The organism is Mycobacterium sp. Panama NTM2 (genome assembly GCF_054355555.1).
In genome coordinates this window covers 3957482-3983234 of sequence record NZ_CM135953.1, presented here as the reverse complement: position 1 = coordinate 3983234, position 25753 = coordinate 3957482, and the positions used below count along the sequence as shown (strand labels likewise).

Below are 25753 nucleotides of genomic sequence, written 5' to 3'. Positions count from 1 at the left end.
GGTTTCCCCAGAACGTGACGCCCCGGCGCGCACCCCGCAGGTGGTGGTCGACGACGCCGACATCTTCGATGCGCACGAGGGCGGCAAACTCTCGGTGGCGCTGAGCTCGCCGCTGGACACCCAGCGTGCCCTGTCGATCGCCTACACCCCGGGAGTGGCCCAGGTCAGTCGCGCCATCGCCACCGACGCGACGCTGGCGGCGCGGTACACCTGGGCGCACCGCCTGGTCGCCGTGGTCAGCGACGGCAGCGCGGTGCTCGGGCTCGGCGACATCGGACCTGCGGCCTCGCTGCCGGTGATGGAGGGCAAGAGCGCGCTGTTCAAGGCCTTCGGCGGGCTGGATTCGATCCCGATCGTGCTCGACACGAACGACCCCGACGAGATCGTCGAGACGTTGATCCGGCTGCGGCCCACCTTCGGTGCGGTGAACCTGGAGGACATCTCGGCGCCCCGGTGTTTCGAGATCGAGCAGCGGGTGATCGAGGCACTGGACTGCCCGGTGATGCACGACGACCAGCACGGCACGGCGATCGTCGTGCTGGCGGCACTGTTCGGCGCGACCAAGGTGCTCGACCGCGACATGCACACCATGAAGGTGGTGATCTCCGGGGCGGGCGCCGCGGGCATCGCGTGCGCGAACATCCTGCTCGCCAGCGGTATTCGGGACATCACCGTGCTCGACAGCAAAGGCATCGTGTCCTCCGGACGCGACGATCTCAACCCGTTCAAGGCCGATCTCGCGACGCGGACCAACCCGCGGGAGCTACGCGGCGGAATGGCCGAAGCGCTCGCGGGTGCCGACGTGTTCATGGGCGTCTCGGCCGGTCTGGTGCCCGAAGAGCTGATCGCGACGATGGCGCCGGGCGGCATCGTGTTCGCGATGTCCAACCCCGATCCGGAGATCCACCCTGACGTGGCGCGCAGGTACGCCGCCGTCGTGGCCACCGGCCGCAGTGACTTCCCCAACCAGATCAACAACGTGTTGGCCTTCCCCGGCGTGTTCCGCGGCGCGCTGGACGCGGGCGCTCGCCGGATCACCGAGAAGATGAAGATGGCCGCTGCGGAGGCGATCTTCTCCGTCGTCGGTGACGATCTGGCCGTCGACCACATCGTGCCGAGCGCACTGGATCCGCGAGTGGGTCCGGCGGTCGCAGCAGCCGTCGCCGCGGCATCCGAGGACTGATACTGCTGCGCAGGACGAGGCGGTTGATCGCCGCACTGACCCTGGTGTGGTGCGTCGCCGCCTGCGCCGGGCGACCGGCGCCGCCGCCGATCCCGGTGGCGACCACCGCGGGACCCGAGGCCGAGCTCGTCGCGCACCTGTATGCCTCGGCGCTGGGTTTCTACGGCAGCGCAGCCCAGGTGCGTGTCGTCGACGATCCGCTCGCGGGCCTGGATTCCGGCGAGGCCACCGTGGTGCCGGGCTGGACCGGTCGGCTCCTCGCACGGTTCGACCCGGATGCGCCGGCGCGCTCGGACGTTCAGGTGTACCGATCGTTGCTGGCCGCGCTGCCGGAGGGGGTGGCTGCCGGTGACTACACCGTCGCAGCGGAGGACAAGCCCGCCGTGGCGATGACCTCCTCGGGTGCGCGAACAGCCGGTGAGGATGTCTCGGCACTGGCCCGGCGGTGTCCCGATCTCGCGGTCGGCGCAGTGAAGGGCTCGTCGTGGCCGACGTCGATCGGTACGTGCACGCTGCCGCGGGCACGTCAATTCGACGACGCGGCAACGATGTTCGCGGCGCTTGTGGCCGGCGAGGTGAGCCTGGCCTGGACGTCGACGGCTGCGCCGGGCGTGCCGTCTGACGTGGTGGTGCTGTCGGACAAGACCTCGCTGATCCGGGCCGAGAACCTGGTGCCGCTGTACCGGCGCAACGTGTTGAGCGAGTCGCAGGTGTTGGCGCTCAACGAGATCGCCGGTGTGCTGGACACGGGATCGCTGGCCGACATGCGACGCGAGATCGCCGAGGGCGCCGAGCCGGGCCGGGTGGCCGCGCAGTGGCTCGAGGCGCACCCCCTCGGCACCAGCAACTGACGGTCCGTTCGGCGAGCGCGCGGGTCTGCACACCGACACGCCGTAATCCCTGGCACGCAGCGCGCGCTCGCGCCGATCGAGATCACGCGCCTTGACCGCTCTGTCACTAAGTGACACACTCGGCTGTGACACTAAGTGACAGGAGCTCGATGGTGACCGCCACTATCCCGGCGGGCGCGGCCAACGACAAGCAGGCTCGCGCCCGACTCGCGGTGTCCCGGCATGCGTGCGCTCTGTTCTGGGAGCGCGGGGTGTCGGCCACCAGCGGTGACGACATCGCTGCTGCCGCAGGGCTGTCGACGCGGACGATCTGGCGGTACTTCCGGTCCAAGGAGAGTTGCGTGGAGCCCGTGCTGGCGTTGTCGGCGCAACGCTTCATCGATCTGGCCCGCCGGTGGCCGCCCGAACTGTCGCTCGCCGAGCACATGGCGCTCACCTACAACGAGCACCCGCTGAGTCCGCAGGATGTCGCCGACGAGATCAGTGCTCTGCGGATCACGACCCTGTCGCTCACCGAACCGGCATTACGCACGGCGTACCTGATGGTGCATGACGAGATGGAGCACGCCTTCGTCCCGATCATCGCCGGCCGGCTCGGTCTCGACGAGAACGACCTGAAAGCCCGGCTCTTCTCAGCAGCGGTCACCGCGGCCTTTCGGGTCATCGACGAGGACGTCGGCCACCGGGCCATCGTCGAGAAGGAGAAGATCACCCAGCAGCAAGCCCTGGCGATGATCGACCGTGCGATCAAAGACGCCACCAACGGTCAGTTGGGTGGACCTGTGCCGCACTGACCCTGGATCATTCGAGAACAGTTCTGTCACAACATCATTGACCGTCGAACATGCATCATTTCGACGGGCCGACCTCGTGCGCCCGCAACCAGGAAGAGAAGCCATGTCTGCACCAGACCTGATCCCCGTCGCCGACCTCCTCAGCCCGCCCACCCGAGCCGCCGCGACGATCTCACCCGACGGCACCAGGATCGCGTTCCTCGCGCCGTGGCGAAATCGCCTGAACGTCTGGGTCGAAGATCTCGACGGGGACTACGCGCCGCGCTGCGTGACCGCCGACGACAACCGCAGCGTCCTGCACTACGAGTGGACCGACGACCCCCGATGGCTGATCTATCTGCAGGACGACGACGGCGACGAGAACTGGCACATATTCCGGGTCGATCTCGACCATCCCGGGTCACCTCCCGTCGACCTGACACCGTTCCCCGGCGTCATGGCACTCCCGGTCCGTGAAGTCAAAGGCGGCGCGACGACGGTGATGATGAACAACCGGGACGTGACACTGCTCGACGTGCACGAACTCGACGTCGCGACCGGAGAGCTCACGCTGCTCGCCGAAAACCCCGGCCACGTGAACAGCTGGCTGAGCAATGACAGCGGCGAGCTGTTCGCCACGTCACTGACCCCCGACGGCGATCTCGAGTTGTCGCGCTGGGACGGGCAGGCCCTGCAGTGCATCGCGACGTTCGACGGCAGCGACTATCCGGTCGGCATCCACCCCTTGGCCATTACACCTGACGGCACGGGGGTGTGGATGGGGTCGAACCGCGGCAGCGACCGCACCCGTCTCGTTCGCGTCGATCTCGAGACCGGGGTCGAGACCGAGGTCGACAGCCACCCGGAGTACGACCTCGATCCGCGCTCGGCGGTCAGCCCTGTCCTGCCGGGACCCCTCATCTGCGATCGGCGTACCGGCGAGCTGTTGGCCGTGCGGTATTACGCTGAGCGGCAACTGATTCGCGCGCTCGATCCGTCTTTCGGCGAGGTGCTCGCCAATCTGGAGAAGCTTTCCGATGGCGATCTCGGACGTCTATCCTCGGATGAAGGCGGCCGGCGTTGGGTGGTCAGCTTCAATCACGATCGCGACCCGGGCGCCACCTACCTGTACGACCACGAGACAGGGGGCAGCAGGCTGCTGTTCCGGCCGTTACCGCACCTGGACCCGGCCACCCTGGCCCCGATGCGGCCGATCACCCTCACCGCCCGCGACGGCCTGACACTGCACGGCTATCTGACGCTGCCCGTCGGCGTCGAGCCGCGGGGCCTGCCTCTGGTTCTGGTCGTCCACGGCGGACCCTGGTACCGGGACTCCTGGGGTTTCGACGCCGGTGTCCAACTGCTGGCCAATCGCGGATATGCCGTGCTGCAGGTCAACTTTCGCGGCTCCACCGGGTACGGCAAGGCCTTCCTGAAGGCTGCGATCGGAGAGTTCGCTCACAAGATGCACGACGATCTGATCGACGGCGTCACCTGGGCTGTCGACGAGGGTTACGCAGACCCCGACCGCGTCGCGATCTTCGGCGGCTCCTATGGCGGCTATGCCGCGCTCGTCGGAATCACCTTCACCCCCGACGTTTTCGCGGCAGCCATCGATTACGTCGGCATCTCGGATCTCGCGAACTTCATGCGCACCCTGCCACCCATCGCGCGTCCGCACCTGGCCAACAACTGGCACGCCTACGTGGGAGATCCCGACGATCCCGAGCAACTGGCCGACATGAAGGCGCGCTCGCCGATCACCCGGGTCGATCAGGTCCGCACCCCGCTGTTGGTGATCCAGGGCGCCAACGACGTTCGCGTCGTCCAGGCGGAGTCCGACAACCTGGTCGACGCGCTGCGCGCCCGCGGCGTCGACGTCGACTACCTGGTCCAGTCCACCGAAGGCCACGGCGCCGTCAACCCGGAGAGCACGATCGAGATGTACGAGAAGGTGTCGGACTTCCTGGCCGAGCACCTGGGCGGCCGGACGTGAGCTATTTCGTCAGGCGCGCCACCACGCGCGGGAACATCCCCTGGTAGCCCGCGCCGACGAATCGGATGACGTACTCGAACATCCGCGCGTCGTTGCCGACGAGGATGCGCGCCTTGTTCTTTCGCACGCCATCGAGAATGATCTGCGCTGCCCGTTCGGGGCTGGTCTTGGCCAGGTTCTTGTCGAACTTCTTGGCCAGCTCCCCGGCGTCGAGACCCTCGGCGGCAGTGGCGTTGCGGGCGATCGCGGTCTTGATGCCCCCGGGGTGCACGCAGCTGACCTTGACGGGATGACCCGCCAGCGCCATCTCCTGGCGCAGAGCTTCGGTGAACCCGCGCACCGCGAACTTCGCCGCGTTGTAGGCGGCCTGGCCGGGTACGGAGAAGAGCCCGAACACGCTCGAGACGTTGACGACGTGCCCGTCGCCGGAGGCGATGAGGTGCGGCAGGAAGGCCTTGGTGCCGTTGACGACGCCCCAGTAGTCGACGTCCATCACCCGTTCCATGTCCTTGAACTGGCTGATCTCGATGTCGCCGGTGAACGCGATGCCCGCGTTGTTGTAGATCTGGTTGACCTTGCCGAAGTGCTCGACGACGCTGTCGGCGTACAGCAGGAAGCTCTCCCGTTCGGTGACGTTGAGCCGGTCGGTCTTGACGGGCGCACCGATGGCCTTGAGCCGCTCCTCGGTGGCAGCCAGGCCTTCGGTGTCGACGTCGCTGATCGCCACGCTGGCGCCGGAGCGGCCCAGTTCGATGGCCAGCGCCTGACCGATGCCCGAGCCGGCGCCGGTCACGACGGCCACCTTTCCGGCAAAGCCTTGCATAGCCCACTCCCATCACATGCCGAGGTGCAATTGCAGACCACCCTAGCGGTACCGCCGGTTCCGGGTAGATACGGGCTTGTCAGCGGCTGCGCGCCGCACGGCGTAATGCTCGAGGCGTCGGCTGCGACAATCAGAAGGTGAAGTCTCGCAATACCGTGCTCGCCGCATTGGTCGCCGCCCTCGCCGTCGCTGCACCGGCCACCGCCACCATCGCCGCCGCCCCAGCCCAGGCCGATACCGGCGTCGATGTCTTCCTCTCCGCGCTGGACCATTACCGGCTGGGCGACATCGATCCGGCCACCGCGGTCCGCGTGGGCGAGCAGGTGTGCCCCATGCTCGCCGAGCCGGGTCAGAACGCCGCGAACGTGGCGGCGAAGGTCGCCGACGAGCTCGGTCGCCCGCTCGGCCCGGCGACGATGTTCACCGGCCTGGCCATCCAGATCATGTGCCCGCGTGCCGTTAGCGCGCTCACCGACGGGGTGCCGTTCTCGTTCATCCGGTGATCGCTCGGCGCGCCGCGAACGCGCGCAGATGCACGCGGTCCGCGGCGCGTCGGTGTACAAACGCGCTCGCTCGCGGGAGGTGCCCCCAGCTCGCTCGCCGAACCGGACCTAACTGAACGCCTCGTCGATGATCTCCTGCTGCTCGACAGCGTGCACCTTCGACGAGCCCGAGGACGGCGCGGACATCGCCCGCCGCGAGATGCGCTTGATCCCGGCCAGGTGGTCGGGCAGCAGCTCGGGCAGCGTCAGGCCCATCGTGGGCCACGCACCCTGGTTGGCCGGCTCCTCCTGCACCCAGAACTTCTCCTTGGCGTTCGGGTAGCGGTCCAGCGTCTCGGCCAGCCGACGCCGAGGCAGCGGCGCCAGCTGCTCCACACGCACGATCGCGACGTCCTCGCGCTTGTCCTTCGTCTTGCGCGCCGCCAGCTCGTAGTACAGCTTGCCGCTGGTCAACAAGATGCGGGTGACCTTGGACCGGTCGCCGTCACCCTCGTCGTAGGTGGGCTCCTCGAGCACCGACCGGAACTTCTGCTCGGTGAACTCCTTGAGATCGCTCACCGCCGCCTTGTTGCGCAGCATCGACTTCGGCGTGAACACGATCAGCGGCCGGTGGATGCCGTCGAGGCCGTGACGGCGCAGCAGGTGGAAGTAGTTCGCCGGCGTCGACGGCATCGCGATCGTCATCGATCCCTCGGCCCACAGCAGCAGGAACCGCTCGATGCGGCCCGAGGTGTGGTCGGGGCCCTGACCCTCGTGACCGTGCGGCAGCAGCAGCACCACGTCGGAGAGCTGACCCCATTTGGCCTCACCGGAGCTGATGAACTCGTCGATGATCGACTGCGCGCCGTTGACGAAGTCGCCGAACTGGGCTTCCCACAGCACCAGCGCGTCGGGGTTGCCCACCGAGTAGCCGTATTCGAAGCCGACCGCGGCGTACTCGGAGAGTGCCGAGTCGTAGACCATGAACCGGCCGCCGGTCGGGTTGCCGTCGGAGTCCACGGTCAGCAGGTCCAGCGGGGTGAACTCCTTGCCGGTCTTGCGGTCGATGATCACCGAGTGCCGCTGGGTGAACGTGCCGCGGCGGGTGTCCTGTCCGGTCATCCGGATCGTCTTGCCCTCGGCCAGGAACGTGCCCAGGGCCAGCAGCTCACCGAACGCCCAGTCGACCTTGCCCTCGTAGGCCATCTCGCGGCGCTTCTCGAGCACCGGCTTGACGCGCGGGTGCACGTTGAAGTCCTCGTCGAAGGCCAGGTGCGCGTCGCCGATGCGCTGCAGCAACGACTTGTCGACCGCGGTTTTCATGCCCGCAGGCACCATCTGGTCGGATTCCACCGAGTGGCTGGGCTCCACCGCGTGCTTCTCGAGCTCACGGACCTCGTTGAACACCCGCTCGAGCTGGCCCTGGTAGTCGCGCAGCGCGTCCTCGGCCTCTTTCATCGAGATGTCGCCGCGGCCGATCAGCGCCTCGGTGTAGGTCTTGCGGACCCCGCGCTTGGTGTCGATGACGTCGTACATGTTGGGCTGCGTCATCGACGGGTCGTCGCCCTCGTTGTGCCCGCGGCGGCGGTAGCACAGCATGTCGATGACGACGTCCTTCTTGAACTTCTGGCGGAAGTCCATGGCGAGCTTCGCGACCCAGACCGCGGCCTCGGGGTCGTCGCCGTTGACGTGGAAGATCGGCGCACCGATCATCTTCGCCACGTCGGTGCAGTACTCCGACGAGCGCGAGTCGTATGGCGACGTGGTGAAGCCGATCTGATTGTTGACGATGATGTGGATCGTGCCGCCGGTGCGGTACCCGCGCAGCAGCGCGAGGTTCAGCGTCTCGGCGACCACACCTTGCCCGGCGAATGCGGCGTCGCCGTGCAGCATCATCGGCACGACGGTGAAGTCACCGGCGCCGCCGTCGGCGACCTCGCCGCTCTCGAGCATGTCCTGCTTGGCGCGGACGATGCCTTCGAGCACCGGGTCGACGGCCTCGAGGTGGCTGGGGTTGGCGACCAGCGACACCGCGATGTCGTTGTCGCCGAACATCTGGATGTAGGTGCCGGTGGCGCCGAGGTGGTACTTCACGTCGCCGGAGCCGTGTGCCTGCGACGGGTTCAGGTTGCCCTCGAACTCGGTGAAGATCTGGCTGTAGGGCTTGCCGACGATGTTGGCCAGCACATTGAGCCGGCCGCGGTGCGGCATGCCGATGACGACCTCGTGCAGCCCGTGCTCGGCGGCCTGGTCGATCGCGGCGTCCATCATCGGGATGACGGTCTCCGCGCCTTCCAACGAGAAGCGTTTCTGGCCAACGTATTTGGTCTGCAGGAACGTCTCGAATGCTTCGGCGGCGTTGAGCTTGCTCAAGATGTACTTCTGCTCGGCGACCGTCGGCTTCTCGTGCTTGATCTCGATGCGGTCCTGCAGCCACTGCTGCTGCTCGGGCTCGAGGATGTGGGTGTACTCCACACCGACGTGGCGGCAGTACGCGTCGCGCAGCAGCCCGAGGATGTCGCGCAGCTTCTTGTGCGTCTGGCCGGCGAAGCCGTTGACCTTGAACTCGCGGTCGAGGTCCCACAGCGTCAGGCCGTGAGTGTTGACGTCGAGATCCGGGTGGCTCCGGAAGCGGGTGTTGTCCAGCCGCAGCGGGTCGATGTCGGCCATCAGATGGCCGCGGTTGCGGTAGGCGGCGATCAGCTCGATGACGCGGGCGTTCTTGTCCTCGATCGAGTCCGGGTTGTCGATGCGCCACCGCACCGGCTCGTAGGGGATACCGAGTTCCCGGAAGATCTCGTCGTAGAACTCGTCGTCGAGCAGCAACTGGTGGATGGTGCGCAGGAAGTCACCCGACTCGGCACCCTGGATGATGCGGTGGTCGTAGGTCGACGTGAGCGTCATCAACTTGCCGATGCCGACCTCGTTGATGCGTTCCTCGCTGGCGCCCTGGAACTCCGCCGGGTACTCCATCGCGCCGGCGCCGATGATCGCGCCCTGGCCCTGCATGAGGCGCGGCACCGAGTGCACGGTGCCGATGGTGCCCGGGTTGGTCAGCGAAATCGTCACGCCGGCAAAGTCTTCGGCGGTCAGCTTGCCCTCGCGGGCCCGGCGCACGATGTCCTCGTAGGCCGCGATGAACTGACCGAATCGCATGCTCTCGCAGTTCTTGATGGACGCGACGACCAGCGCGCGCTTGCCGTCCTTGCCCTGCAGGTCGATCGCGAGCCCCAGGTTGGTGTGCGCGGGTGTCACCGCGTTGGGCTTGCCGTCGACCTCGGCGAAGTGCCGGTTCATGTTCGGGAACTTCTTGACCGCCTGCACGATCGCGTAGCCCAGCAGGTGGGTGAACGAAATCTTGCCGCCGCGGGTGCGCTTGAGGTGGTTGTTGATGACGATGCGGTTGTCGATCATCGCCTTCGCCGGAATGGCCCGCACGCTGGTCGCGGTCGGCACATCGAGCGATGCGGACATGTTCTTGACGACGGCCGCTGCGGCGCCGCGCAGCACCTGCGTCTCGTCGCTGCCGGCAGCCGTATCGGCCGTCTTGGCTGCCGGTTCTTTGCTCTGCGCAGCCTTCTCCGGGGCTTTGTCGGACGGCGCGGACTCTTTTTTCTTCTCCGGAGTCTTCGGGGGCGCCGGGTCGGCGGGCTTCTCGGGAGCCTTCTGCTCGGGAGCCTTCTGCTTCGGCGCGGCCTGCGCGGTGCCGTTGCTGCTCTTCGGCGGTGGCGCCTTGGCGGGTTCGGGTGGGCTCATCGGACCGGAGGACCGAGCCGGCGAACCGTTCGCGCGCGCAGGGGCACTGGCGGCGGCGTCGGTGGTGGGTTCGGGGGAGTAGTCGACGAGGAACTCGTGCCAACTCGGGTCCACCGACGAGGGATCCTCGCGGAACTTGCGGTACATCTCTTCGACCAACCACTCGTTCTGACCGAATGGTGAAGGTGAATTCACGGCTGCTGTTCGCCTCAATTCTTCGTTTCCGGCCAGTGCTCCGCGGCAGCCGGCCACCCCTTAATGAACCCGGTGTGCGGTCACCCGCAATTCCGCCGCATCAAGGCTAGCGCTTCGGCGAGCGGGGCGACCAGGCAACGTCTGTATGGGTCGTTGTGGTCATTTCGGACATGACCACGGGGTGAACGCCGACCGTCAGTTGGGCGGCGCGGGAAGCAGATGCAGCGGTGACGGCCAGCGCGGCGGCGGCGCTCCGAACGCGTCGCGGGCGTTCGCCACGATCTTGCGGCTCATCATCCGATTGCCGACGCCCCCGACGACGGCACCGATGCCGACGGGCAGCATCTTGCCGAACATCATCGCACCCCGTTTGAGGGTGTAGCGCTTGACGAAGTACTTGAGCAGGCGGTTGTTCAGCTGCGACACCGCGGGCAGCGGCAGGGAGGCGGCGCCGTCGGACAACCAGCCACCGCTGGTGCGGCCGCGGCCGAGCAGGTCGGCGATCGCGCCCTTGCTGTCGTCGCCGACGAGCACGGCGAGCACCAGCGCGCGCCGACGCTCGCGTTCCTCGGCGGGGATGCCGTGCACTTCCGCGACGGACAGCACGAACACCGCGGTGGCTTCCAGGAACACCACGGTCTCCCCGGCGACCGCGGACATCGCGACCAGCGTGCCGATGCCGGGGAAGGCGGCCGCGGAGCCGACGGCAGCCCCGCTGGCCATCACCGCGGCCGTGTAGTGCTTCTCCAGCTTCGTGATGATCTCGGCGGGGCCGGCGCCGGGGTTGCCCTCACGCAGGCGCGCGACATACGCGCGTACGGCCGGTGCCTGGACCCGGGCGCCGCGCTCGATGATGTTGCTCAGCGCCTTGGCGGCTGCGCTGGGATCGTCCTCGCGTACTGCGGGCTCTTTGCTCTTGGCCCGGGACCATGCACTCATCGAACGGCCTTTCGTCGAGTGGACCTGTTCCCAGGTTAAGCCCTGGAAACACCCGGAAAACGAATCACCGCCCGAGCGGGGTGCCCGGAGGTGACGGCGGTCACTGTTCGCTGTGCGGGGAAGAAACAACTGGAAAGCGGCGCTAATCAATTCCATGGCAGTATCCCCAGACGTGGACGTGACACCGCTGGAGACCGAGATGGGCCGTGGGCCGGCTCGTCATCCGGCGGTGGGAACGGTGACCGCCCCGAGCCGCCTGCGGATGATCGTGGTGCTGGGCCTGCTGGTCGCGCTGGGCCCGCTGACCATCGACATGTACCTGCCCGCGCTGCCGAGGATCGCCGACGAGCTGTCGGTGTCGTCGTCGGTGGCGCAGTTGACGCTGACCGGCACGCTGGCCGGTCTGGCGCTGGGGCAGCTGATCATCGGACCGCTGTCGGACTCGCTGGGCCGCCGCAGGCCGTTGATCGGCGGCATCGTGCTGCACATGGTGGCCTCGCTGCTGTGCCTGTTCGCACCGAACATCGCGCTACTGGGCATCGCGCGGGGTCTGCAGGGTGTCGGTGCCGCGGCGGCCATGGTGGTCGCGATCGCGGTGGTCGGTGATCTGTACAAGGACAACGTGGCCGCCACGGTGATGTCCCGGTTGATGCTGGTCCTGGGCGTGGCGCCGGTCCTCGCCCCGTCGTTGGGCGCGGCGGTTCTGCTCAACGCGTCCTGGCACTGGGTGTTCGCCGCGCTGGTGGTGCTGGCGGGCGCGATTCTGGTGATGGCCGTGCTGGCTCTGCCCGAGACCCTGCCGATCGCGCACCGCCGCCCCCTGAGGGTCGGCGGCATCGCACGCACCTATGTGGAACTGTTGCGCGACACCCGGTTCGTGATCCTGGTCCTGGTGGCCGCTCTGGGCATGTCGGGCCTGTTCGCCTACATCGCGGGCGCCTCGTTCGTGCTGCAGGGCCGCTACGGCATCGATCAGACGGCATTCGCTCTGGTCTTCGGCGCCGGCGCGATCGCGTTGATCGGGTCGACGCAGTTCAACGTCGTGCTGCTGCGCCGGTTCTCCCCCCAGCAGATCATGGTGTGGGCGCTGGCCGCGGCCTCGCTGTTCGGTGTCGTGTTCATCGCGCTGGCGGCCGCGCATGTGGGCGGGCTGGTCGGCTTCGTCGTGCCGGTGTGGGCGATCCTGGCGGCGATGGGCCTGGTTATCCCGAACGCACCGGCGGTGGCTCTGACGCGGCACCCCGACGCCTCGGGCACGGCCGCGGCGCTGCTCGGCGCGGTCCAGTTCGGCCTGGGGGCAGCGGTTGCGCCGGTGGTCGGCGTGCTGGGCAACGACGAGCTCGCGATGGCCGCGGTGATGGCCGCCGGTGTGGTGATCGCGCTGGTGGCTCTGCTGCTGACGGGCGCGCACCGTTCGCCGGCACCCGACGTGTCGTGATCATCGCGTAGCGTCGGCGCGGTCATGTCCCACCTCGAGTCCCCACCCCCACTGATGGCTGATTGTCTTCCACCATGCTCGATGTCGTGACGCCGCGTGCCGGCGGCGCCAACCCCTGGCACGCGCTGTGGGCGCTTCTCGTCGGCTTCTTCATGATCCTCGTCGACGCAACGATCGTCGCGGTGGCGAACCCGGCGATCATGACGGCCCTCGACGTCGGATATGACGCCGTCATCTGGGTGACCAGTGCCTACCTGCTGGCTTACGCCGTGCCGCTGCTCGTGTCGGGTCGACTCGGGGATCGCTATGGCCCGCGCAACGTCTACCTGGTCGGTCTGTCGGTCTTCACGCTGGCCTCCCTGTGGTGCGGGCTGGCCGACAGCATCGGCATGCTGGTGGCCGCCCGGGTGCTGCAGGGCCTCGGTGCCGCACTGCTCACCCCGCAGACGCTGTCGGTGATCACCAGGACGTTCCCCGCTGATCGGCGAGGTGTAGCGATGAGCGTGTGGGGCGCGACGGCGGGGGTGGCCACGCTGGTGGGCCCGCTGGCCGGCGGCGTGCTGGTCGACCACCTGGGCTGGCAGTGGATCTTCTTCGTGAACGTGCCCGTGGGTGTGCTCGGCCTGGTGCTGGCGCTGCGGCTGGTGCCCGCGCTGCCCACGCAGAGCAAACAGATCGACGTGCTGGGTGTGGTGCTGTCGGCGGTCGGTCTGTTCCTGATCGTGTTCGCTCTGCAGGAGGGCCAGGCCCATCGCTGGGCGCCGTGGATCTGGGCGGCGATCGGGGTGGGGATCGCGGTGATGGCCTGTTTCGTGGTGTGGCAGTCGGTCACCCGTGGCGAACCGCTCATCCCGCTGGCGATCTTCGGCGACCGCGACTTCTCGATGTCCAACCTCGGGGTCGCGACGATCGGGTTCGTCGCGACGTCGATGATCCTGCCGCTGATGTTCTACGCCCAGGCCGTCTGCGGTCTCACGCCGACGCGTGCGGCGCTGCTGACCGCACCTATGGCGGTCGCCACGGGCGTGCTCGCCCCGATGGTCGGCAAGATCGTCGATCGCGCGCACCCCCGCCCGGTGATCGGTTTCGGTTTCTCGGTGTTGGCCATCGCGCTGACCTGGTTGTCGATCGACATGACGCCGACGACTCCGATCTGGCGGCTGGTCGTGCCGCTGACCCTGATGGGTGTGGGGATGGCGTTCATCTGGTCGCCGCTGGCCGCGACGGCCACCCGGAACCTGCCACCGCATGTGGCCGGTGCCGGCTCCGGGGTGTACAACACCACCCGGCAGGTCGGCTCCGTGCTGGGCAGTGCAGGCATGGCCGCGTTCCTGTCGTCGCGGCTGTCGGCGGAGATGCCGGGTGCGGCCGCCGGTACGGGCTCGCCGGAGGCCGGCGTTGGGCAGCTGCCCGCGTTCCTGCACGCCCCGTTCTCCGCGGCCATGTCGCAGGCGATGCTGTTGCCGGCGTTCATCGCGCTCTTCGGGGTGGTGGCGGCGCTGTTCCTGACCGGTGCGGTGGGCCGCCGCTGGGCGCCTGCTGCAGCCGACACCGGCACTGATGCCCGTGCCGCCGACGACGGCCGGGAATGGTCCGAGGACTGGGTCGATGACGATGACTACGTCGAGTACGTCGTCGACTGGAGCCACGATCCCGACGCCGACGACACCGATGTGCTGGAGCGGATGACCGACGGCGGTGGGGGCCGGCACGCGCGCGGTTAGCCGCGCTCCATCAGCGCGCTGAGCTGTTCGTTGGTCTTGGTCAGCGCCGTGGTCAGAGCGCTGAACGCGCGATCCCGCACCCGGACCTTGTCGCCGAAATCGGGGAAGAGGTCGCGCAGCACGTTCAGCCGGGCGGCCTTCAGCCAGTCCATCAGCTCGGGGTCTTTCAGCCATCGCACCTGAGCTGTGTTGTCGGCCAGCAGGATTCGCAGCCAATCCACCGGAGCGTCGGGATGCGTGATGGGTGCGCACAGATCGTTGCGGACGCCGTCGTCAGGGTACGCGGCCTCGACGTGGGCGATGAACGCCGAGCTGAACACCTGCTGGCATCCCCGCACGCTCTGCAGCGTGATCTTCTCGCCGTCGAACACCGGTACCGACGGCGGACGCGGCAGGCCCTGTGTCGTGCAGTCCACGTACAACGACGGGGTGGAGACCTCGATCTTGCCGTCACGCAACACGATCCGGTCGTGTTCGGCGCGTTCGAGGTGGCCCAGCCGCACCACGTCGTCGATGAGGCGCAACTGCTCGAGCTCGCGAGAAGACACGATCGCGCAGTGGTACATCGTGGGCGTGACGGCGGGGTCCAGCCGGAACAGGTTGCCGTCGGCTTCGAGGCGTTCGAACAGGTCGTCCAGCGACGTCGCCTCGGCGATGGCGCTCATCCGCGAGGCGATCGATTCCCGGAAGGACTTCACGAACTGCCCACCGGGCTGGATGTGGGCCCGGTTCATCAGCCAGGAGTCCCGCGGCATGATCCAGCGAATGTGCTGCGGGGAGACACCGGAGCGCAGCAGCCACAGGCAGCAATCCATGCCGGTCTTGCCGCCGCCGACGATCGTGTAGTGCTCACGGCCGGCGGCCCGGCGGGGCAGATCGTTGGGGGTGACGACGTCGAGGCCGTCGGCCACCGAGAAGGGCGCCGAGCGCATCGATTGCACCACGGTCAGCAGGTAGGTGGCGTCGACCATGCGGCGCCGCACCGTCACCTGGTGTTCGGTTCCGTCGAGCGTACGAAACCTGTTGTCGCCCAGATAGTGCGAGGACGGGTAGTACGACAGCCGGCCCGTCGGCTGCATCTGGTGGCGCATCACCTGGTCGTAGTAGGCGCACACCTCGTGGCCGGTCGCCAGCTCGAAGAACCCTTCGTTGGGGCCCGATTGGTCGATCCAGTCGTCGTTGCCCAGGGCCCGCGAATTCACGCCGTAGTAGGACGAGGGCTGGTGCAGTCGGACGAACGGATACACCCAGTTCCAGTGCCCACCCGGCTGATGGTTCTCGTCGACGAGCACGACCGTCGCATCGGTCTCGGTGAGCATCGTGTCGACGAACGCCATCCCCATCGCGCCTGCGCCGATCACCAGGTAGTCGGCCTCGATGCTCGTCATCGCCGCCACGCTACGGGACACCGGACTCTCGGCCGAACAGCACCGCGGGGTTCAGGTACCCCGTGGGATCGAACGCTGCCTTGACGGCCCGCATCGCGGCGATGTCGGCCTCGGTGCGTGACATCGCGACGTAGTCGCGCTTGCGGGTGCCCACGCCGTGCTCGGAGCTGACGTTGCCGTCGTGGCGCGCGATCAGCGCCATCATCGCCGTGTAGAGCGCGTGCTCGCGCTCGCCGGTCAGTGCGCACCGCACGATGTTGAGGTGCAGGTTGCCTTCGCCGACATGCCCGAACAGCACCGGGATCGCGTCGGGCGCATGCTCGGCGACCAGCGCCACGGCGTCGGCGGCGAACGCCGCGATCGACGAGAGTGGCAGCGAGACATCGAATTTGAGCGGGGGACCGTAGACGCCGAGTACATCGGCGACTGCCTCGCGGACCTGCCAGAGCCGCTGCTGGGCTGCTGCGTCGACGCCCACGGCGGGCTCGCCGCACAGCTCCGCGTCGGCCAGGGCGTCGGCCAGCCGGTCGGTGAGGTCGGTATCACCGGCCAGTTCGATCAGCAACAACCAGTCGCCCACGACCGGGGCGGCGACGCCCGCATGCTCGGCGGTGAGTGTGGTCGCCCTGGCGTCGATGAGCTCCAGTGCTGCGATCCCGTCGACGTCGCGGAACACCCGCGCGGTCGCGAGCAGTGTGTCGAGACCGGCGAAGCCGCAGATCGCGGTCACGCGGTGGCGCGGCGTCGGGTGCAGCCGCAGGTCCAGCCCGGTGATGACTCCCAGCGTGCCCTCGGCGCCGACGAACAGCGACGCCAGGTCGTATCCGGTGTTGTCGCTTCGTACCTGGCTGTGCCGGTGCACGATCGACCCGTCGGGCAGCACCACGTCCATGCCCAGCACCTGTTCGCCCATGTTGCCGTAGCTGACGGTGCGCAGCCCGCCCGCATTGGTGGATGCCATCCCACCGACGGTCGCCGAATCACGTGCCGCCAGATCGACACCGAAGACCAGGCCGGCCGCTGTCGCGGCCCGCTGCACCTCTGCCAGCGTCACACCGGCGCCGACGTGCATCCGGCGCTCCACGGTGTCGACCTCGCCGATCTCGCGCAGCCGCTCCGTGGAGAGAAGGACGTCGTCGTGCTCGGGCACCGTGCCCGCCACCAGGGATGTCCGACCACCCTGCACGGTCACGTTCACTCCTGCGCCGCGGCACGCCGTCAGTACCGCGGCGACCTCGTCGGCGGAGCCGGGGCGCACCAAGACCGTGGCCCGGCCTCGGTAGCGGCCGGTGTAATCGGTGCTGCGGCCGTCGAGCACGTCGGCGTCGGTGCTCACCTGCGAGGCGCCGACGATCGCCGTGAGCCGTTCGGTCAGCGCTTCGGTCATGGGCCCGGTGTATCACACGAGGACAGGGACAGGAACGCGCCGAGCTCCAAGAGCCGATCCGGGGTGCCGGGCAGGTACTCGGTGAGCTGCGGCGAGCGCACGACCACCGCCAGGTACTTCGCCCGGCTGACCGCAACGTTGAGCCGGTTCCTGTTGAGCAGGAACGCGATTCCGCGGGGGGCTTCGTCGATCGAGGACGCTGTCATCGACACGAACACCACCGGTGCCTGCTGACCCTGGAACTTGTCGACGGTACCGACGCGGACGTCGGCGAACCCGGCTGCGTCGAGATGGCGGCGCACCTGCACGACTTGAGCGTTGTACGGGGTGACGACGAGGACGTCGTCCTGGGTGAGCGGGCGGGTGCCGTCCTCGTCGGTCCAGGCCGCGCCGAGCAGGTCACCGATCGCGGCGACGATCGCCGCGGCTTCCTCGGGGCTGTCGGTGACGTTGCCGTGGTGCTCGACGGCCAGGGTGCGGATGCCCGGGGCGACGCCGGCGAGCCGGCGCGCAGCAGTCACCGGTTCGTGGGACTGCAGCCGGTTGTCGTACGACAGCCGGGACACTCCGCGGCACACCTGCGGATGCATCCGGTAGGAGCAGTGCAGGAAGTAGCCGCGCTCGGGCGGGAGCGTGTGGTGGCCGTCGACCAGCCACGCCAGCGCCGAGCCGTCCACGGGCTCCGGGTGGGTGCCCTGGCTGACCTGCGGTAGTTGCTGCGGATCGCCGAGCAGGAGCAGGTTGCGTGCCGCGCGGGCCACCGCGATCGTGTTGGCGAGGCTGAATTGGCCGGCCTCCTCCACGACGAGCAGGTCCAGCGACGCCGCCGGCACGCGCCGGTCATTGGTGAAATCCCATGCAGTTCCACCGATCACGCAGCCGTCATGGTCGGCGATGAACGCCGGGTAGTCCTTCTCGTCGAGGTCCCGCCATGGTGCGCCCGCCGATTTCTTCTTGGCCACCAGGGCACCGTCGACCCCCGCCCGCAGGATGCCGGCGAAGAGGTTCTCCACGACGGCGTGGGCCTGCGCCACCACCCCGATCCGCCAGCCGTGGTCGTCGACGAGCCTGGCGATGACCCGGGCGGCGGTGAACGTCTTGCCGGTCCCGGGCGGGCCGTGCACGGCCAGGTAGGACGCGTCGAGGTCGAGAAGCGCGGCGGTGATGTCGTCGACGACGACACCGGTGCCGGGCAGCGCGGCGCCGCTGCGGGTGCGCGGGGCGCGGCGCAGCAGCAGGTCGGTCATCGCTCCGGGACGGAGCCGCGGTAACGCATCGGCGACGTCGCTCGCGGTGGCGGCGATGGATTCCGCCAACGGTTTGGTGCTGATCGGCGGGCCGGGAGTCAACGCGAACGGCACCTGTGTGAAGACGTCGCCGTCCTTGGGTTGCCGCTCGATCACGGTCACCTCGGTGGGGGCCTCGACGTTGTCGCACTCGACCACCGACACCGTGCCGAAACCCCGCCGGTCGGGGTCGTCGGCCAGGCCCGCCGGTGCGGGTGGGTCGTAGAGCGCGTACATCTCTCGGTCCAGGTCACCGGTAGCGATCTCGCCCCGAAGAGTCAAGCGGCGCTGAGGTTTACGAGCCCGCGGCGGTGTGTGCCAGTCCTCGACGATGTCATGGCCGTCGACCAGGAACACCCCGCCGGCGTCGGCCCACTCCTCCACGGGATTGTTCACCCGGTCGAAGTGGCCCCACCAGAACGGTTTGTCCTCGCGCTGGTGAAATCCCTTGGCGGCAGCGATCATCGCGACGGCCGTCTGCTCCGGAGTGCGCGGTTCCACACCGTCGCCGGCGAATGTGCGCAGTCGGCGTTCTACGGCGTCGGGTTCGGCTGTCTGAGCGCTCGCGCCGTCGACCGGCACGGGCCCGCGCGGCGGCACGCCGGCCTCGATGGCGCGTGCCACCAACCAGTCGCGCAACCGGCGCGTCGAGCGGCAGTCGTAGCGGTTGTACTCCTCGATCTCCTTGAGCACCGTCGCGGCGTCGTCGGCGTCGCCGGCATCCCGTAGCTCGCAGTAGCGGGCGTATTCGGTGATGGACGCGGTGGCCGTGGTCACCTCACCGTCGCGCAACTCGTTGCCCATGTACAGCGGTTCCAGGCTCTTGATGCTGTAGTTCTCGGTACCGACCCGAATGCTCTTGCGCACCAACGGATACAGGTCCACCAGCACGCCCTCGCGGAGCAGCTCGTCGACATCCCGTTCGCCGACTCCGTAGCGGCCCGCCAACCGCAGCAGCGTGCTCTTCTCGTACGCCGCGTAGTGGTAGATGTGCATGCGCGGGTAGCGTCGCCGCCTCTTACGCACCATGTCGAGGAAGGCGATCAGCGCCGCGCGTTCATCGGCACGGGTGTGCGCCCACAGCGGAGAGAACTCGTCGGCGACGGTCAGCACACCCCAGAGGTATTCCAGGCCCCACTCGTGGCCGTCGGCGGTCCACAGCGGGTCACCCTCGAAGTCGAAGAACAGATCGCCCTTGTCGGCGTCGGGCAGCACCATCAGCGGTTGCGCATCGACGACGCGGTACGGCGGCTTGCCGTCGATCCGGTCGGCGAGTTGCAGGCGGGCCTGTGCAGTCAGCGCGTCGACGGTGCGGGGGGACAGGTCGGCGACGGGGCCTTCATGTGCGGCCAGTTCGCGCACCGTGACGACACCGGCATCGAGCAACCGGGCACGCTGGCTGACTCGCATGCCCGCGACCAGCAGCAGATCGTCGTGTGCGCGGACCTGTTCCTCGCAGTCCGCGCAGCGGAAACAGGCGCGCACGGACTCGTCTTCCCACGCCGCCGGGAGGCCGCCGGCTTCGTGCCGGTCGAGCAGGTGCTGGAGCGCGGCGCGGCGGGGCCGGTACACCGGCAACAGCTCGTCGACGGGGTAGCTGACGGTGGCGCCGTCACCGAGGACGAGGTCGACCTCCGATGCGACGGGCACGCCCGCTGCGGCCAGCGTGTCGACGTAGGCGGCCAGCTGCAGCAGGGCCTCGACCTTCACCGAGCGCGCCAGCTTGGTGTCGCGCAGGCGATAGCGCGGGCCGTGCTCGGACTCTTCCAGCAGCAGGAAGTCGGCGAACCCCACGAATCTGCCGTCGAACATCGCGGCCTGGTAGATCACCGGTGCCCGCCGCTCGATCGCCCGCAGCGTCTGCTGCGCCGCCGCGGTCAGGCCGGCGAGGGTGTGGTCCGGCCGGCCGATGACGGTGATCTCTGCATCGGCGCGCAGATCATCGAGATGCCGCTGTTCGTGCTCGTCGCCCAATTGTGATGTCCGGGCAAGCATCTCGTCATCCCCGGTGACCGCCGTGGCGCGGCCGAGCTTGACGTCGAAGGAGCGTAGCAGCGCGTACTCGCAGCGGGCGGCCGCGGCGAGATCGGAGGCGCTGTAGACCACTCGGCCGTCGATGACGAACACGCCGCCACTGTAGGACAGCCCACCGACGCCCCACCCGTTCGACCGAGCACGCCGGCAGACGTCACCGCGGCGTGTTGCCGATCAGCTCCACCCCGCTGCCGTTCCAGCGGAATTTCACGATGCTGTCCAGCCCGGGCATGCCGCCCGAGTACTTCAGCGCGACGGTGTCGCCGGTGGTGCCGGTGCTGTCGAGACCGTTGAAGCCGTAGGTGTCGGGCACCCCGGTGGGGATGAACTTGCCGCGGTGGAACAGCACGGCGCGGGTGTTCGGATTCTCCGAATTGGTGTTGGCCGTGACGATGACCGCCGAGAGTTGCGCGCACTCGTTGTAGTTGCCCGCCACCGGCGCGGGGCGCCACCCCTGCTTGCTGCGCGGATCGCGGGGGAGTTCGGAGACCGCTCGCGCGATCTCCGGAGCGGCCAGGTCGACCGCGCACGGGTCCGCGGCGGGGGGCGGACCTGGAGGCGGCCCGACCGGGGCCACGGTGGGCACCGGCGCTGCGGGCGGAGTCGCCGAGACCGTCGGGCCCGGCGTTTTCGACGCGGTCGAATCACCTGAACCGCAGCCCGTGAGGACGAGGGCTGCGGCACCCATCACTGCTGCCCACTTCACAACAGGCGACCGTACCGGGCCCACCTCGACACCGGCCATCAGGCGCGCGGCGGGAGGAAGCCCAAAAGGGCACTAGACTGCCACCACGATGACCTCCTCGGATGTGACCCCCGCCAGCACGGATGTGTCAGGCGACACGACCTTCGCCGACCTGCACATCCACCCCTCTGTGCTGCAGGCGGTCAACGACGTCGGCTACGAATCGCCGTCGCCGATCCAGGCGGCGACGATCCCGGCGATGCTGGCCGGCTCCGACGTCGTCGGGCTGGCCCAGACCGGAACCGGCAAGACCGCGGCGTTCGCCATCCCGATCCTGAGCAAGATCGACACCTCGAGCCGCGCCACGCAGGCGCTGGTGCTGGCTCCGACGCGCGAGCTCGCGCTGCAGGTGGCCGAGGCGTTCAGCCGGTACGGCGCCCACCTGAACGTCAACGTGCTGCCCGTGTACGGCGGCAGCTCCTACGGACCGCAGCTGGCCGGCCTCAAGCGGGGCGCCCAGATCGTCGTCGGCACCCCGGGCCGGGTGATCGACCATCTGGAGAAGGGCACCCTCGACGTCAGCCACCTCGACTACATGGTGCTCGACGAGGCCGACGAGATGCTGCAGATGGGCTTCGCCGAGGACGTCGAACGAATCCTCGCCGACACCCCCGAGTACAAGCAGGTCGCGCTGTTCTCGGCGACCATGCCGCCGGCGATCAAGAAGATCACCAACAAGTACCTGCACGACCCGGTCGAGGTCACGGTCAAGTCGAAGACCCAGACCGCCGAGAACATCACCCAGCGCTACCTGCAGGTGTCCTACCCCCGCAAGATGGACGCGCTGACCCGGCTACTCGAGACCGAGCAGGGCGACGCGATGATCGTCTTCGTCCGCACCAAGCAGGCCACCGAGGAGGTCGCCGAGAAGCTCAAGGCCCGCGGCTTCGCGGCGGCCGCGATCAACGGCGACATCCCGCAGGCGGTCCGTGAGCGGACGATCAACGCCCTCAAGGACGGCTCCATCGACATCCTGGTCGCCACCGACGTCGCCGCCCGCGGTTTGGACGTCGAGCGCATCTCGCACGTGGTGAACTTCGACATCCCGCACGACCCCGAGTCCTATGTGCACCGGATCGGGCGCACCGGCCGGGCGGGCCGGTCGGGCACCGCGCTGCTGTTCGTGACGCCGCGCGAACGGCACCTGCTCGGTGCCATCGAGCGGGTGACGCGGCAGAAGCTGGTCGAGATCGAGCTGCCGTCGGTCGAGGACGTCAACGAGCGGCGGGTGCAGAAGTTCCGCGATTCGATCACCGAGGCGCTCGCCGCGCCGGGCATCGAATTGTTCCGGACGCTGATCGAGAACTACGAACGTGACCACGACGTGCCGATGGCCGACATCGCCGCCGCGCTGGCGCTGCAGAGCCGCGACGGCGAAGCGTTCCTGATGACCGAGCCGCCGCCGGAGAAGCGCCGCGACAAGAAGGACCGACCTGACCGTTCAGACCGCGACGATCGCGGCCCGCGCAAGCAGCGGGAGCGGCGCAGCGATCTGGCCACCTACCGCATCGCGGTGGGCAAGCGGCACAAGGCGATGCCGGGTGCGATCGTCGGCGCCATCGCCAACGAGGGCGGTCTGCATCGCAGCGATTTCGGTCACATCGCGATCAAGCTGGACTACTCGCTGGTGGAGCTGCCGGCCAACCTCTCGCGGGAGACGCTGAAGAAGCTGGAGAACACCAGGATCCAGGGTCAGCTGATCAATCTGGAACCCGATCGCGGGCCGAAGGCACGCCGCAAGACGCACTAGCGCCCCATGACGCTGTCACGAGACGCCGACGCGCAGGGCGGCCTCGAGTCGGTGACCCCGACCGGCCGGGTGGATTCGCTGACCGGCATCCGCGCCGTGGCGGCACTTCTGGTGGTGCTGACGCACGCGGCCTACACCACCGGCCACTACGGGCAGGGTTACGTCGGGCTGGTGTTCTCCCGCATGGAGATCGGGGTGCCGATCTTCTTCGTGCTGTCGGGCTTCCTGCTGTTCGCGCCGTGGGTGAACGCCTGCGCCGAAGGTACGGCTGCCCCATCGGTGACACGCTATGCGTGGCATCGGGTGCGCCGCATCATGCCCGCGTATGTGGTCACCGTCTTGGCGGCCTACGTGGTCTACCACTTCCGGACAGCCGGGCCGAACCCCGGCCACACCTGGGAGGGCCTGGTACGCAACCTGACCCTGACCCAGATCTACACCGACAACTATCTGTACTCCTATCTGCACCAGGGCCTTACGCAGATGTGGAGCTTGGCGGTGGAGGCAGCGTTCTACGTCGCGCTGCCACCGATGGCCTACCTACTGCTGGTCGTGCTGTGTCGTCGGCGCTGGCGGCCGTGGCTGCTGCTGGCCGGACTGGCCGCGTTCGCGGCGCTGTCACCGGCGTGGCTCACGCTGGTTCACACCACGGCGTTCCTGCCCGACGGAGCGCGCCTGTGGCTGCCCGGGTATCTGTCCTGGTTCGTCGGCGGCATGGTGCTCGCGGTGCTGGCGGCGATGCGGGTGCGAGCGTATGCGATGGCCTGCCTGCCGGTGGCGGTGATCAGCTACCTCATCGTGTCCACACCCATCGGCGGGGAGCCGACGACGTCGCCGGCGCTGCTGTGGGAAGCGTTGGCCAAGAGCGCGTTCTACGCGGTGATCGCCACGCTGGTCGTGGCCCCGTTGGCGCTGGGCAACACGGGCCTCTACGCGAAGCTCCTCGCGAGCCGGCCGATGGTGTTCCTCGGTGAGATCTCCTACGAGATCTTCTTGATCCATCTGGTGACGATGGAAGTCGTGATGGTCGAGATCCTGCGGTATCCGATCTACAACGGTTCGGTGTGGCTGCTGTTCCTGGGCACGATGGTGGTCACGGTGCCGCTGGCGTGGCTGCTGCACCGGTTCACCCGCGTGCGATGACGCGCGGCACGACGAATTCGGCGAGCATCTCGGCTTCGTCGGCGTCATCGCGGCCGGGAAACAGCAGCAGCGAGGTCAGGATCCGCACCAGCCAACGGGCCCGCGCTTCGACGCGGCCGTCGTCTCCGAGCGAGCCGACGAATGTCTCGGTCACCGCGGCGATCAGCGGTGACTGCTCGGCCATCTCCCCGCCGAGTGGTCGGGCAGTGGCCGTGAACCAGGATGCCAGCGCGGGATTCTCGCGGACCATGCACAGGCATCCGAGCATGCCCCGCACGAGGCGCTCTTCCGGATCGGTGATCGCGGCGATCTGATCGGTCAGCTCGCGGTAGATCCGGTGGGTCTCCCGGTGGACGTACGCGGTGTGCAGCGCATCGCGGTTCTCGAAGTAGCGGTACAGCGTGGCTCTGGAACAGCCCGCGGCCGCGGCGATGTCGTTCATTCCGATGGTCGCGGCGGGCTTGTCGGCGAACAGCTCGCCTGCGGCGTCGAGGATGCGTTCGGCGGCGACCTCGATCCGCTGGGCGGCCAGCCAATCCCTGCCGCTCACCGGGTCACCGTGATCGGCACCGACAGCGGCCTGCGCACGTAACTGCCACCGGCCCAGACGATGCCGTCTTCGTCGACGTCGAAGTCGGGGATCCGGGCCAGGAGTTCGGACAGCGCGACCCGGGACTGCATACGGGCAGCAGCCGAGCCCAGGCAGAAGTGCGCGCCGTGGCTGAACGTGAGGATGTTGCGCGGATTGCGGGTTACGTCGAGTTCCCCTGCATCGGAGCCGTATTCGCGTTCGTCGCGATTGGCCGAGCCGTAGAGGAACAGGACCTTACGGCCTGCGGGGATGGTGCGGTCGCCGATCGTGACGTCGCGGGTGGTGGTGCGGGCCAGGCCCTGTACCGGGGAGGTGAGTCGCAGGAATTCGTCGACGGCGCCGGGGATCAGGGCGGGATCGTCGACCAGGAGTCGGCGTTGATCGGGGCGTCGGTGCAGTAGCTGCACCGAGCCGCCGAGCATGCCCGTGGTGGTGTCGTTGCCGCCGGTGACCATCGTGAACGTGAACGCGAGGATCGACAGCACGCCGGCGATGTCTCCGTCGGCGCCGACGCCGGCGGCCACCAGGTGTGAGACGGTGTCATCGGCCGGGTCGACGCGACGGCGCTCGATCAGGGCGGTGAAGTAGGCCATCATCTCGCCGAGTGCGTCACCGAGCCCGTCGAGGGCTCCGCCGATGCCACCGTCGGCGGTGTTGGCCGCGACGATCGCCTCGGTCCAGCCGTCGAACTTGCCGCGGTCGGCCTCGGGTACGCCGAGATAGTGGGCGACGACCATCGACGGCAGCGGTTTGAACAGTTCGGCGACGATGTCCCCGCCGCCGTTGGTGCGCAACCTCTCGATACGTTCGACGACGAATTGGCGCACCGTGGGCTCGATCGCCTCGACCTGGCGCGGGGTGAAACCGCGAGACACGAGCTTGCGGAACTCGGTGTGCGTCGGGGGATCCTGCATCACCATCGGCGGATTGTCGGCCAGGCCGATCATCTCGAGTTCGCCGTAGTTGACGGTCAGGCCCTGTGCCGACGAAAACGTCTGGTGGTCGCGCGCGGCAGACCAGATGTCGGCGTGCCGGGAGAGCACGTAGTAGTCGTGGTCGGGCCGGTCGACGGGGACGACGTGGTGGACGGGGTCGTGGTCGCGCAGTGCGCGGTACATCGGCCAGGGGGCGGCCCAGGTGGCTGCGGTGGGCAGGTGGAACGCCACCGGGGACGAGTGAGACAAATCAGCCGACATGTCTCAGAAATACGACAGATTCGATCCAGTGTCAATACGTCAACCAACTGCCGATCGACGAGTCGGGTCAGA

General features: G+C 68.3%; 18 protein-coding genes. 9 read left to right on the top strand and 9 right to left on the bottom strand.

All coding sequences use genetic code 11. From position 1 onward, the window contains the following. Positions 1-40 precede the first annotated feature (40 nt). The 4 genes from ACXYX3_RS18855 to ACXYX3_RS18840 all read left to right on the top strand — a co-directional run bounded on the left by ACXYX3_RS18855 (position 41) and on the right by ACXYX3_RS18840 (position 4803). A complete protein-coding gene (locus ACXYX3_RS18855; protein ID WP_241207006.1) occupies positions 41-1183 on the top strand; it encodes an NAD(P)-dependent malic enzyme in 1143 nt (380 codons plus the stop codon). A gap of 23 nt (positions 1184-1206) precedes the next feature. Beyond that, positions 1207-2034, top strand: a complete 828-nt coding sequence (locus ACXYX3_RS18850) for a glycine betaine ABC transporter substrate-binding protein (protein ID WP_241206972.1) — start codon at positions 1207-1209, stop codon at positions 2032-2034. 149 nt (positions 2035-2183) lie between these two features. Beyond that, positions 2184-2828 carry a TetR/AcrR family transcriptional regulator gene (locus ACXYX3_RS18845; RefSeq protein WP_458608595.1) on the top strand — a complete coding sequence of 215 codons (645 nt, stop codon included), beginning with the start codon at positions 2184-2186 and terminating at the stop codon, positions 2826-2828. A gap of 103 nt (positions 2829-2931) precedes the next feature. Then, complete coding sequence (locus ACXYX3_RS18840; RefSeq protein WP_458608594.1) at positions 2932-4803, top strand: S9 family peptidase; 1872 nt, start codon at positions 2932-2934, stop codon at positions 4801-4803. Position 4804: 1 nt separating this feature from the next. Here the strand turns inward: ACXYX3_RS18840 and ACXYX3_RS18835 are convergent, their stop codons facing one another. Continuing rightward, on the bottom strand, positions 4805-5626 hold the full coding sequence (locus tag ACXYX3_RS18835) for an SDR family NAD(P)-dependent oxidoreductase (protein WP_458608593.1): 822 nt from the start codon (positions 5624-5626) through the stop codon (positions 4805-4807). A gap of 137 nt (positions 5627-5763) precedes the next feature. Here ACXYX3_RS18835 and ACXYX3_RS18830 point away from each other — a divergent pair, with 137 nt between their 5' ends. Continuing rightward, the gene (locus tag ACXYX3_RS18830; RefSeq protein ID WP_458608592.1) at positions 5764-6129 is read left to right on the top strand and encodes a DUF732 domain-containing protein; all 366 of its coding nucleotides are present in this window, start codon (positions 5764-5766) and stop codon (positions 6127-6129) included. 108 nt (positions 6130-6237) lie between these two features. Here ACXYX3_RS18830 and ACXYX3_RS18825 read toward each other — a convergent pair whose 3' ends face one another. Beyond that, a complete protein-coding gene (locus ACXYX3_RS18825) occupies positions 6238-10011 on the bottom strand; it encodes a multifunctional oxoglutarate decarboxylase/oxoglutarate dehydrogenase thiamine pyrophosphate-binding subunit/dihydrolipoyllysine-residue succinyltransferase subunit (protein ID WP_458612142.1) in 3774 nt (1257 codons plus the stop codon). Positions 10012-10254: 243 nt separating this feature from the next. After that, positions 10255-10998, bottom strand: coding sequence for a hypothetical protein (locus tag ACXYX3_RS18820; protein ID WP_241206976.1), 744 nt, complete (start codon positions 10996-10998; stop codon positions 10255-10257). 154 nt (positions 10999-11152) lie between these two features. Between ACXYX3_RS18820 and ACXYX3_RS18815 the strand changes: the two genes are divergently transcribed. Continuing rightward, positions 11153-12436 (top strand): multidrug effflux MFS transporter, encoded by a 1284-nt coding sequence (locus ACXYX3_RS18815; RefSeq protein ID WP_458608591.1) that lies wholly within the window; start codon positions 11153-11155, stop codon positions 12434-12436. Positions 12437-12510: 74 nt separating this feature from the next. Beyond that, on the top strand, positions 12511-14160 hold the full coding sequence (locus ACXYX3_RS18810) for an MFS transporter (RefSeq protein WP_458608590.1): 1650 nt from the start codon (positions 12511-12513) through the stop codon (positions 14158-14160). Here ACXYX3_RS18810 and ACXYX3_RS18805 read toward each other — a convergent pair. The 4 genes from ACXYX3_RS18805 to ACXYX3_RS18790 form a co-directional block, all read right to left on the bottom strand. Continuing rightward, positions 14157-15548 carry an NAD(P)/FAD-dependent oxidoreductase gene (locus ACXYX3_RS18805; RefSeq protein WP_458608589.1) on the bottom strand — a complete coding sequence of 464 codons (1392 nt, stop codon included), beginning with the start codon at positions 15546-15548 and terminating at the stop codon, positions 14157-14159. The genes ACXYX3_RS18810 and ACXYX3_RS18805 overlap by 4 nt on opposite strands. Before the next feature lie 10 nt (positions 15549-15558). Continuing rightward, positions 15559-16935 carry an FAD-binding oxidoreductase gene (locus ACXYX3_RS18800; protein WP_458608588.1) on the bottom strand — a complete coding sequence of 459 codons (1377 nt, stop codon included), beginning with the start codon at positions 16933-16935 and terminating at the stop codon, positions 15559-15561. Next, on the bottom strand, positions 16932-20348 hold the full coding sequence (locus ACXYX3_RS18795) for a TM0106 family RecB-like putative nuclease (protein WP_458608587.1): 3417 nt from the start codon (positions 20346-20348) through the stop codon (positions 16932-16934). Before ACXYX3_RS18795 ends, ACXYX3_RS18800 begins: the two co-directional genes overlap by 4 nt. 61 nt (positions 20349-20409) lie before the next feature. After that, the gene (locus ACXYX3_RS18790; RefSeq protein ID WP_458612141.1) at positions 20410-20943 is read right to left on the bottom strand and encodes an LppP/LprE family lipoprotein; all 534 of its coding nucleotides are present in this window, start codon (positions 20941-20943) and stop codon (positions 20410-20412) included. Positions 20944-21049: 106 nt separating this feature from the next. On the opposite strand from ACXYX3_RS18790, the gene ACXYX3_RS18785 reads away from it, so the two are divergent. Together ACXYX3_RS18785 and ACXYX3_RS18780 are read left to right on the top strand one after the other, a co-directional pair. Beyond that, positions 21050-22750, top strand: a complete 1701-nt coding sequence (locus tag ACXYX3_RS18785; RefSeq protein ID WP_458608586.1) for a DEAD/DEAH box helicase — start codon at positions 21050-21052, stop codon at positions 22748-22750. 6 nt (positions 22751-22756) lie between these two features. After that, positions 22757-23893, top strand: coding sequence for an acyltransferase family protein (locus ACXYX3_RS18780; RefSeq protein WP_458608585.1), 1137 nt, complete (start codon positions 22757-22759; stop codon positions 23891-23893). Here the strand turns inward: ACXYX3_RS18780 and ACXYX3_RS18775 are convergent. Next, complete coding sequence (locus ACXYX3_RS18775; protein ID WP_458608584.1) at positions 23877-24443, bottom strand: TetR/AcrR family transcriptional regulator; 567 nt, start codon at positions 24441-24443, stop codon at positions 23877-23879. The two genes, ACXYX3_RS18780 and ACXYX3_RS18775, sit on opposite strands and share 17 nt — an antisense overlap. Then, on the bottom strand, positions 24440-25681 hold the full coding sequence (locus tag ACXYX3_RS18770; protein WP_458608583.1) for a cytochrome P450: 1242 nt from the start codon (positions 25679-25681) through the stop codon (positions 24440-24442). The genes ACXYX3_RS18775 and ACXYX3_RS18770 overlap by 4 nt, the downstream gene beginning before the upstream one ends. Positions 25682-25753: the final 72 nt, after the last annotated feature.

Coding starts and splice junctions, on each gene's coding strand:
- ACXYX3_RS18845 (WP_458608595.1), top strand. CDS start 2,184: ATGGTGACCGCCACTATCCCGGCGGGCGCGGCCAACGACAAGCAGGCT.
- ACXYX3_RS18840 (WP_458608594.1), top strand. CDS start 2,932: ATGTCTGCACCAGACCTGATCCCCGTCGCCGACCTCCTCAGCCCGCCC.
- ACXYX3_RS18835 (WP_458608593.1), bottom strand. CDS start 5,626: ATGCAAGGCTTTGCCGGAAAGGTGGCCGTCGTGACCGGCGCCGGCTCG.
- ACXYX3_RS18825 (WP_458612142.1), bottom strand. CDS start 10,011: ATGTACCGCAAGTTCCGCGAGGATCCCTCGTCGGTGGACCCGAGTTGG.
- ACXYX3_RS18820 (WP_241206976.1), bottom strand. CDS start 10,998: ATGAGTGCATGGTCCCGGGCCAAGAGCAAAGAGCCCGCAGTACGCGAG.
- ACXYX3_RS18815 (WP_458608591.1), top strand. CDS start 11,153: ATGGCAGTATCCCCAGACGTGGACGTGACACCGCTGGAGACCGAGATG.
- ACXYX3_RS18810 (WP_458608590.1), top strand. CDS start 12,511: ATGCTCGATGTCGTGACGCCGCGTGCCGGCGGCGCCAACCCCTGGCAC.
- ACXYX3_RS18805 (WP_458608589.1), bottom strand. CDS start 15,548: ATGACGAGCATCGAGGCCGACTACCTGGTGATCGGCGCAGGCGCGATG.
- ACXYX3_RS18800 (WP_458608588.1), bottom strand. CDS start 16,935: ATGACCGAAGCGCTGACCGAACGGCTCACGGCGATCGTCGGCGCCTCG.
- ACXYX3_RS18790 (WP_458612141.1), bottom strand. CDS start 20,943: ATGGGTGCCGCAGCCCTCGTCCTCACGGGCTGCGGTTCAGGTGATTCG.
- ACXYX3_RS18785 (WP_458608586.1), top strand. CDS start 21,050: ATGACCTCCTCGGATGTGACCCCCGCCAGCACGGATGTGTCAGGCGAC.
- ACXYX3_RS18780 (WP_458608585.1), top strand. CDS start 22,757: ATGACGCTGTCACGAGACGCCGACGCGCAGGGCGGCCTCGAGTCGGTG.
- ACXYX3_RS18770 (WP_458608583.1), bottom strand. CDS start 25,681: ATGTCGGCTGATTTGTCTCACTCGTCCCCGGTGGCGTTCCACCTGCCC.